The organism is Aquabacterium sp., from assembly GCF_048860245.1.
GTDB lineage: Bacteria > Pseudomonadota > Gammaproteobacteria > Burkholderiales > Burkholderiaceae_C > Aquabacterium.
Map to the genome: position 1 here is coordinate 1 of NZ_JBLIZW010000114.1, position 8,105 is coordinate 8,105.

Annotated in this window: 5 protein-coding genes; 2 read left to right on the forward strand and 3 right to left on the reverse strand. The window is 62.3% G+C overall.

Going from position 1 to position 8,105, the window contains the following annotated elements; genetic code table 11:
* Nucleotides 1-191 precede the first annotated feature (191 nt).
* A complete protein-coding gene (gene gcvP, locus ACMV18_RS12815; protein WP_420818166.1) occupies nucleotides 192-3,098 on the forward strand; it encodes an aminomethyl-transferring glycine dehydrogenase in 2,907 nt (968 codons plus the stop codon).
* A gap of 72 nt (nucleotides 3,099-3,170) precedes the next feature.
* Here the strand turns inward: gcvP and ACMV18_RS12820 are convergent, their stop codons facing one another.
* The 3 genes from ACMV18_RS12820 to ppsR all read right to left on the reverse strand — a co-directional run bounded on the left by ACMV18_RS12820 (nucleotide 3,171) and on the right by ppsR (nucleotide 6,501).
* Nucleotides 3,171-4,709, reverse strand: coding sequence for an HDOD domain-containing protein (locus tag ACMV18_RS12820; RefSeq protein ID WP_420818167.1), 1,539 nt, complete (start codon nucleotides 4,707-4,709; stop codon nucleotides 3,171-3,173).
* A gap of 146 nt (nucleotides 4,710-4,855) precedes the next feature.
* Nucleotides 4,856-5,671, reverse strand: coding sequence for a fused MFS/spermidine synthase (locus ACMV18_RS12825; protein WP_420818168.1), 816 nt, complete (start codon nucleotides 5,669-5,671; stop codon nucleotides 4,856-4,858).
* 11 nt (nucleotides 5,672-5,682) lie between these two features.
* Nucleotides 5,683-6,501 carry a pyruvate, water dikinase regulatory protein gene (gene ppsR, locus ACMV18_RS12830; RefSeq protein WP_374258221.1) on the reverse strand — a complete coding sequence of 273 codons (819 nt, stop codon included), beginning with the start codon at nucleotides 6,499-6,501 and terminating at the stop codon, nucleotides 5,683-5,685.
* Between the two features lie 223 nt (nucleotides 6,502-6,724).
* On the opposite strand from ppsR, the gene ppsA reads away from it, so the two are divergent.
* A partial coding sequence (gene ppsA / locus ACMV18_RS12835) for a phosphoenolpyruvate synthase (protein WP_420818169.1) occupies nucleotides 6,725-8,105 on the forward strand: 1,381 nt, incomplete at its 3' end.

Sequence of the window (8,105 nt, forward strand, 5' to 3'; positions counted from 1 at the left end):
GTGCTCTTCCGATCTTCAAGCTGAGCAACGCCGCCGAACTGGACGCGCTGCTGGACGCCACCGCCTACGACGACCTGCTCAAGAACGCCTGATCTTGAGCCACCGAGAAGGTGCTGCCTGCGGCGCCTTGCCCCACGGCCACGCCCTGCCGCGCGTGGTCGTGCTCTGATTGCCCGATGCTGCCGAACACCATGCCGAACACCACCCTGCACTCACTCGCTGAACTCGAAAACGCGACCGAATTCCGCGCACGTCACCTGGGCCCTTGCGATGCCGAGCAAGCCCAGATGCTCAACGCGATTGGCGTCGCCTCTCGTCAGGCTCTGATTGACGGCATCGTGCCCGCCAGCATCAAGCGCACTGCGCCCATGGATCTGCCCGCGCCCATCACCGAAGCGCGCGCCCTGTCCGAACTGAAGGCCATCGCTCAGCAAAACAAGCTGATGCGCAACTTCATCGGCCAAGGCTACTACGGCACCCTGACACCCGGCGTCATCCTGCGCAACATTCTCGAGAACCCCGCCTGGTACACCGCCTACACGCCTTACCAAGCCGAGATCTCGCAAGGTCGGATGGAAGCCCTGGTCAACTTCCAGACCATGGTGACCGACCTCACCGGCATGGCCATCGCCAACGCATCCATGCTGGACGAAGCCACTGCGGCAGCCGAAGCCATGACCCTGGCTGCCCGTGGCGGCAAGAGCAAGTCGACCCGTTTCGTGGTGTGCCATGACGTGCTGCCCCAAACGCTGGAAGTGATCCAGACCCGCGCCAAGCCCCTGGGCATCACCATCGATCTGGTCCATGCGGCCAACTTGGTGGAACACCTGGCAACCAACGACTGCTTCGGCGCCCTGCTGCAATACCCGGGCGTTAACGGCCAGATCCGTGACCTGCGCCCGCTGATCGACGCGCTGCACGCCAAGGGTGCCTTGGCCATCGTGGCAGCCGACCTGCTGGCGCTGACCCTGCTGACGCCTCCGGGCGAACTGGGTGCTGACATCGCCTGCGGCACGACCCAGCGTTTCGGCATGCCCATGGGCAATGGCGGCCCACATGCCGCTTACCTGGCCACCAAAGACGAGTTCAAGCGTTCCATGCCCGGCCGCCTGGTTGGCGTGAGCGTGGACAGCCATGGTGACCCCGCCTACCGACTGGCGCTGCAAACCCGCGAGCAACACATCCGCCGCGAGAAGGCCACGTCCAACATCTGTACCGCACAGGTGCTGCCCGCCGTCATCGCCAGCATGTACGCCGTGTACCACGGCCCAGAAGGCCTGAAGCGCATCGCCCTGCGTGTGGCCAGCTACACCGCCGTGCTGGCAGAAGGCCTGAAGGCACTCGGTCGCACGCTGGTGCATGACACCTACTTCGACACCATCCAGGTGTTGGCTGAGGACCGCGAAGCCGTGCTGACCAAGGCCCGCGCCCTAGGCATGAACCTGCGCGACGCCTCTGCCGACAGCATCAGCATCTCGCTGGATGAGACCACCACCCGCAACGACATCATCGATTTGTGGACCGTGCTGGCTGGCGACAAGGCGCTGCCTTCCTTCGCCGCGTTTGAGTCTGGCGTTCACCTGGGCTTGCCCGCTGAGCTGCGTCGCACCAGCGCCTTCCTGACGCACCCGGTGTTCAACACCCACCACAGCGAAACTGAAATGCTGCGCTACATCCGCGCCCTGTCCGACAAGGATCTGGCTCTGGACCGCACCATGATCCCGCTGGGTTCTTGCACCATGAAGCTCAACGCGACCAGCGAGATGATCCCCATCACCTGGCCCGAGTTCGCCAACGTGCACCCCTTCGCCCCGCGCGATCAGCTCAAGGGCTACGAACTGCTCAACGAGCAACTGTGTGCCTGGCTGTCGCAAGCCACAGGCTATGCCGGCATCAGCCTGCAACCCAATGCCGGTTCGCAAGGTGAATACGCTGGTCTGCTGATCATCAAGGCCTACCATGAAGGCCGTGGCGAAGGCCACCGCGACATCTGCTTGATCCCCGAGTCGGCTCACGGCACCAACCCTGCCTCCGCACAAATGGTGGGCATGAAGGTCGTGGTCACCAAGTGCGATGCCGACGGCAACGTCGACCTCGACGACCTGAAGGCCAAGTGCGAACAACACAGCGCCAACCTGGCTGCCGTGATGATCACCTACCCCTCGACTTACGGTGTGTTCGAAACCCGCGTGACCGAACTGTGCAAGCTGGTCCACGCTCACGGTGGCCGCGTCTATGTGGACGGCGCCAACATGAACGCCCTGGTGGGTCTGGCCGCCCCCGGTCAGTTCGGTGGCGACGTCAGCCACTTGAACCTGCACAAGACCTTCTGCATCCCTCACGGCGGTGGCGGCCCCGGCGTTGGCCCCGTTTGCGTGGTTGAAGACCTGGCGCCCTACCTGCCCGCGCACCGCTCGGCCGGCGTGGGCTCCGACGTGCAAGTGGGCGCTGTGTCGGCCGCACCGTTGGGCAATGCAGCCGTGCTGCCAATCAGCTGGATGTACATCCGCATGATGGGCGCCGAAGGCCTGAAGGCTGCCACCGAAGTGGCCATCCTGAACGCCAACTACGTGGCTGCTCGCCTGGCCGACCACTACGACATTCACTTCAGTGGCGGCAGCCAAGCCATCAAGGGTGGCGGCGTCGCGCACGAGTGCATTCTGGACCTGCGGCCCTTGAAGGACACCACCGGCGTGTCAGCCGAGGACGTGGCCAAGCGCCTGATCGACTACGGTTTCCACGCGCCCACGCTGAGCTTCCCAGTGGCTGGCACGCTGATGGTGGAACCCACCGAAAGCGAATCGCAGTTCGAACTGGACCGTTTCTGCGACGCCATGATCGCCATCCGTGAGGAAATCCGTCAGGTCGAAGAAGGCAAGCTGCCCAAGGAGGACAACCCTCTGAAGAACGCGCCGCACACGGCGGCCAGCCTGCTCACCACCGAATGGCCGCACGCCTACAGCCGTGAAGTAGCCGCCTACCCGGTCGACAGCCTGCGCAAGCAAAAGTACTGGTCACCCGTGGGCCGCGTGGACAACGTTTACGGCGACCGCAACCTGTTCTGCTCGTGCCTGCCCGTGAGCGAGTACAACAGCTGATCTCCTTCAGATCTGCACATCCAAGGCCCCTCACGAGGGGCCTTTTTCATGCCTGAACAGAGTCCCACAGACTCAGGCCCGCAAGGCCATCAAGGCTTGATTGCGCAAGGTGCGCAGCAACTTCATGCTCTCGTCGTCGATCACGAACGTTTCCCCGTCATCCCGATCCAGGTAGATCATCCCGACGGCACGCTCCTTGAAGGTCATGGGCAGCACCACGAAGCAGTTGGGCCGCCCCACACGCTGGAAACCTGGCGGCAAGTGCGACTGAATTTCCGGACGGTTCGCATCGTGGATCAAGGTGTCGGTCCCCCGTGCGCACAGACGGGAGAACAGATCCCGCCCCTGAGCAGGGTCCACCGTCCAGGCGGGCCCGACAGAGGCAAGCTCATCGCCCACCACGTTGACAATCTGAAATGGCACGTTCGACCGGGCGGCCAGAAACAACACCGCACGCCGGGCCCCCAAACCCATGAACATGGCGGACAAGGCTCGCTCCGGCACCACCTTCGCGGCAGACACATCCAGCAGCGCCTCGCTCAGATGCAAGGCTTCTTCTTGCAACATGGCGCGATCCACTTGCCCCGGCGCGGGCCGCTCCGCCGACGAACGTGCTTGTGCTGGCAAAGCGCGAGGCAGTGCCCCTTCGGTCCCCTCAGCCCCATCGACCGCATCGGCCTCATGCCAATCCTCGAGCTGAGACAAGGGAATGCCCAGCGCCTCCGCGATGTCTTCCAGGTCCATTCGGGTTCTGGCAAGCGCCTCGCGCAATTCCTTGGCTGAGTGCTTGGTCGCCCTGCCCGCGCTCATGGCCAAGTCCGTGCACACGTCTTCCCATTGCGCTGGCGACATGTAGACCAACACGTCAGCCAGTTCATTGGCCAACCATCCCACCCAACGGAGTCGGTCATTCGCATCGCCTGGCGGGTGCGCTGGCCAAGCGCCTCGCATCATCGACAGCCGCAATGCCTCTGGCCACCCCCACTGCTTGCAAATTTGCACACCAATGTCGGCATAACCCAGTCCGAATCGGTCTTTGGCAGCCAGGTCTTCTTTGGCCCCCAGCGGGGTTTCGTGTCGTCCAACCTGGCGGCGAATGGCCAGCGCCTCATCCGGCAAATGTGCAGCCACCAGCATGCGACCCAGATTCTGAAACAGTGCGGTCACGCACGCCTCTTCCAGCAAGCGGGTCTCGTGACACAACTCCCGAGCGAGGCGCGCAGCCAGCAGCGCCCGTAAAAAGTCTTCACGCAGCACGCGACCTCGGCGATCACTGGGCAGCTGCTCCAGCAATCGCAAGCTCACGGCCAGATTGCGTACGGCGTTGAAGCCCATCACGGCCACAGCGCGAGGCACATTGACGATGGTTCCGCCGCCGGCGCTCTTGTAGTACGCCGCGTTGATCAATCTGAGCAGGCGGGCCGCCAGGCCGGCATCCTCCGTCACGGCATTTGCCACACACTGCGTACGCGAGGTGTCATTGCTCAACAGACTTTGAACACGGCGGACCGATGTCCTGATCGCCTCAAAGTCCGGATGCTTCGCGAGTCGTTCTTGCAGACGCACAAAAGCGTCTGACATGGGGTCCTGTGTGGCGGTTTCGGTGCTCATGGGTGCTTGAGCCCGAGCAAAGGATCGGACCCGGGCGCAACCTTAGCGCGCGGCCCGCCGCTCCGCGCACAAACGTAACCAATTGCAACTGCGTTTCGTGAATGAGTCACACGGGACGCATTCAATTCGTCCCATGCACCTCGTTCTCAGCGCCGCTTTCGCTGACCACCTCGGTTCCCGGACGACTGACCGGAATGCCGAGCGCCAGAACGAGTCGCTGTGGCGCGAACCTTTGGCATCCACGGCTCCAGCTCTTCTTCCAGCACCTCGGGCAAACCATCCAACATGTCACGATGCACCGGCAACAGTTGCGACCAGCGCGTGCGCAAGTCGGTCGCACACGCTCTGAATACGGCATCGCTGGCCGCCAGCACAATGCGATTACCACCGCACTCCACTTCCAACGGCAACACCGACTCGCCAAACACCTGCCAGATCCGACCAATCAGTCGGCTGCACAAGGGCTCGGCATCCAGCAAATTCACCAACAGCACACCACTGTCTTTCAACGCTGACCGGCAGGCCTTGTAAAACGCCATGGTGGACGTCACCTCGGGCTGCCCGGCCTCGTCAAAGGCATCCACCACGATCACGTCGTACTCAAACGGCAGCGATGCGTGGATGAAGGCTGCTCCGTCACCGCACACCACCTTGAAGCGATCACCGTCTGGTGGCAGCAGAAAGGTTTCGCGCAACGCGATGACATTCGGATCCAACTCCACCACCGTCAGCTTGGACTGCGGAAAGTGATGCAGCAGGTGCCGCACCATGGAGCCTCCACCCAAACCCAGCATCAAGATGTGCTGAGGCTTGGCCACGAACATCGTGAATGCCATGGCGACCTGGCTGTAGGCCAGATCCAGCGCCGTCGGATCGTCGGTGTTCATGCGACTTTGGATCAACGCATCACCAAAGGCCAGCGTCACGGTATCGTCGTCGCGCTCGACGCGGACATCATTCATTGGCGCGCCCATCAGTAAATCAACCGATCCGGACGGATGTCGCGCAAGATGGTGGTCGCAATTTCTTCAATCGACTTGTGCGTGGACGACAACCACGCAATGCCTTCACGGCGCATCATCGACTCCGCCTGATTCACTTCCAGGCGGCAGTTCTGCAAGCTGGCATAGCGGCTGCCCGGACGACGCTCATTGCGAATCTGGCTCAGGCGTTCCGGATCAATCGTCAGCCCAAAGCACTTCTTTTTGTAAGGCTTGAGCATGGTCGGCAAGAAACCACGGTCAAAGTCTTCCGGAATCAGGGGCACATTGGCCGCCTTGATGCCGTGCTGCATCGCCAGGTACAACGACGTCGGCGTCTTGCCGCAACGGCTCACGCCCACCAGCACCACGTCCGCCAATTCCAGATTACGGGACGACTGGCCGTCATCGTGCTCCAGCGCAAAGTTGATCGCCTCGATGCGGTCGTTGTACTCACGGTCCACACTCGGATCACTGAAGCGCCCCACCCGGTGGTTCGACTTCATGTTGAACTCTTCTTCCAGTGGTGCCACGAAAGTCTGAATCACATCAAACACGCGGCCCTGACAAGTTTTCAGAATTTCCAGCACATCGTCGTTGGCCATGGTGATGAACACCACCGGGCGCTTGCCCTCGCGCACACCGGTTGAGTTGATCTCGCGCACCACCTGGTGGGCTTTGTCGACCGTGTCAATGAAGGGGCGGCGAACATGCCGGGGCTTGATGGCGAACTGAGCCAGGATGGAGTTACCCATGGTTTCGGCGGTGATGCCGGTGCCATCAGAGATGAAGAAGACAGTACGGTCTGACATGTCGTGCGGGTCTGTAACGGGGATGACGGTGATATGACACGAGGTCACCCGCGTATGAGCCCGGGAAATTGAATGACGGGAATCAAGATCATAGGCCTGACCCTACAATGCATTCAATCGAGTTCGATATCTGCCACAGCACCGGCCCCTAACAAGCACAACAGGCCACAGCATCCGGCAGCCCCGCGCTCACCCAATTTTTTTATCATCCTGGAGCTTTTGTATGACTGATCGCTTTGAGCCGACCGCCTTGGTCGTCCCATTCGAACAACTGCGCATGTCCGACGTCGAAGTCGTCGGCGGCAAGAACGCTTCGCTGGGCGAAATGATTTCGCAGCTGCCCAATGGTGTGCGCGTTCCCACAGGCTTTGCCACCACGGCACATGCTTTCCGCGAATTCCTGAAGCACGACGGCTTGACCGAGCGCATCAGCCAACGCCTGGCCACGCTGGACACCGAAGACGTGCGCGCCCTGGCCGCCGCCGGCGCCGAAATCCGTGGCTGGGTTGAAGCCCAACCCTTCCCAGCTGACCTGGAACAAGCGATCCGCGCGTCCTACGCCCAGCTGGCGGGTGACAACCCCAACGCCTCGTTCGCCGTTCGCTCGTCCGCCACGGCAGAAGACTTGCCTGACGCGTCCTTTGCCGGTCAGCAAGAGACCTTCCTGAACGTCGTCGGCATCGAAGACATCCTGCACAAGATGAAGGAAGTGTTCGCCTCGCTGTACAACGACCGCGCCATCTCCTACCGCGTGCACAAGGGCTTTGCCCACGACGTGGTGGCTCTGTCGGCCGGCGTGCAACGCATGGTGCGCTCTGACCTGGGCGCCGCTGGCGTGATGTTCACCATCGACACCGAGTCGGGCTTTCCTGACGTGGTCTTCATCACGTCCAGCTACGGTCTGGGCGAAACCGTGGTGCAAGGCGCCGTCAACCCTGACGAGTTCTACGTCCACAAGCCCGCTCTGAAGGCCGGCAAGCAAGCGGTCATCCGTCGCAACCTGGGCTCCAAGCTCATCAAGATGGAGTTCGCAACGCCCGAAGAAAAGGCCGCATCCGGCAAGCTTGTAAAGACCGTGGACACCACCGTCGAGGCCCGCAACCGCTACAGCCTGACCAACGAAGACGTCACCGAGCTGGCCAAGTACGCCCTCATCATTGAAGAGCACTACGGCCGCCCGATGGACATCGAGTGGGGCAAAGACGGCACCGACGGCAAGCTCTACATCCTGCAGGCTCGCCCCGAAACCGTGAAGAGCCAGCAGCAAGGCAAGGCCGAGCAGCGTTACAAGCTCAAGAGCACCGGCACCGTGCTGGCCGAAGGCCGCGCCATTGGCCAGAAGATCGGTACCGGCCCCGTGCGCCTGGTGCACTCCATCACCGAGATGGACCGCGTCCAGCCCGGCGACGTGCTCGTCACCGACATGACCGACCCCAACTGGGAACCCGTGATGAAGCGCGCCAGCGCCATCGTCACCAACCGTGGCGGCCGCACCTGCCACGCTGCCATCATCGCGCGTGAACTGGGCATCCCCGCCGTCGTGGGCTGCGGCAACGCCACTGAGCGTCTGACCGATGGCACCCTGGTGACCGTGGCCTGCTCCG

Bases quoted from the DNA above. Each gene is read 5' to 3' on its own strand.
- ACMV18_RS12825 (WP_420818168.1), bottom strand. From the start codon at position 5,671: ATGAATGATGTCCGCGTCGAGCGCGACGACGATACCGTGACGCTGGCC.
- ppsR (WP_374258221.1), bottom strand. From the start codon at position 6,501: ATGTCAGACCGTACTGTCTTCTTCATCTCTGATGGCACCGGCATCACC.
- ACMV18_RS12820 (WP_420818167.1), bottom strand. From the start codon at position 4,709: ATGAGCACCGAAACCGCCACACAGGACCCCATGTCAGACGCTTTTGTG.
- gcvP (WP_420818166.1), top strand. From the start codon at position 192: ATGCCGAACACCACCCTGCACTCACTCGCTGAACTCGAAAACGCGACC.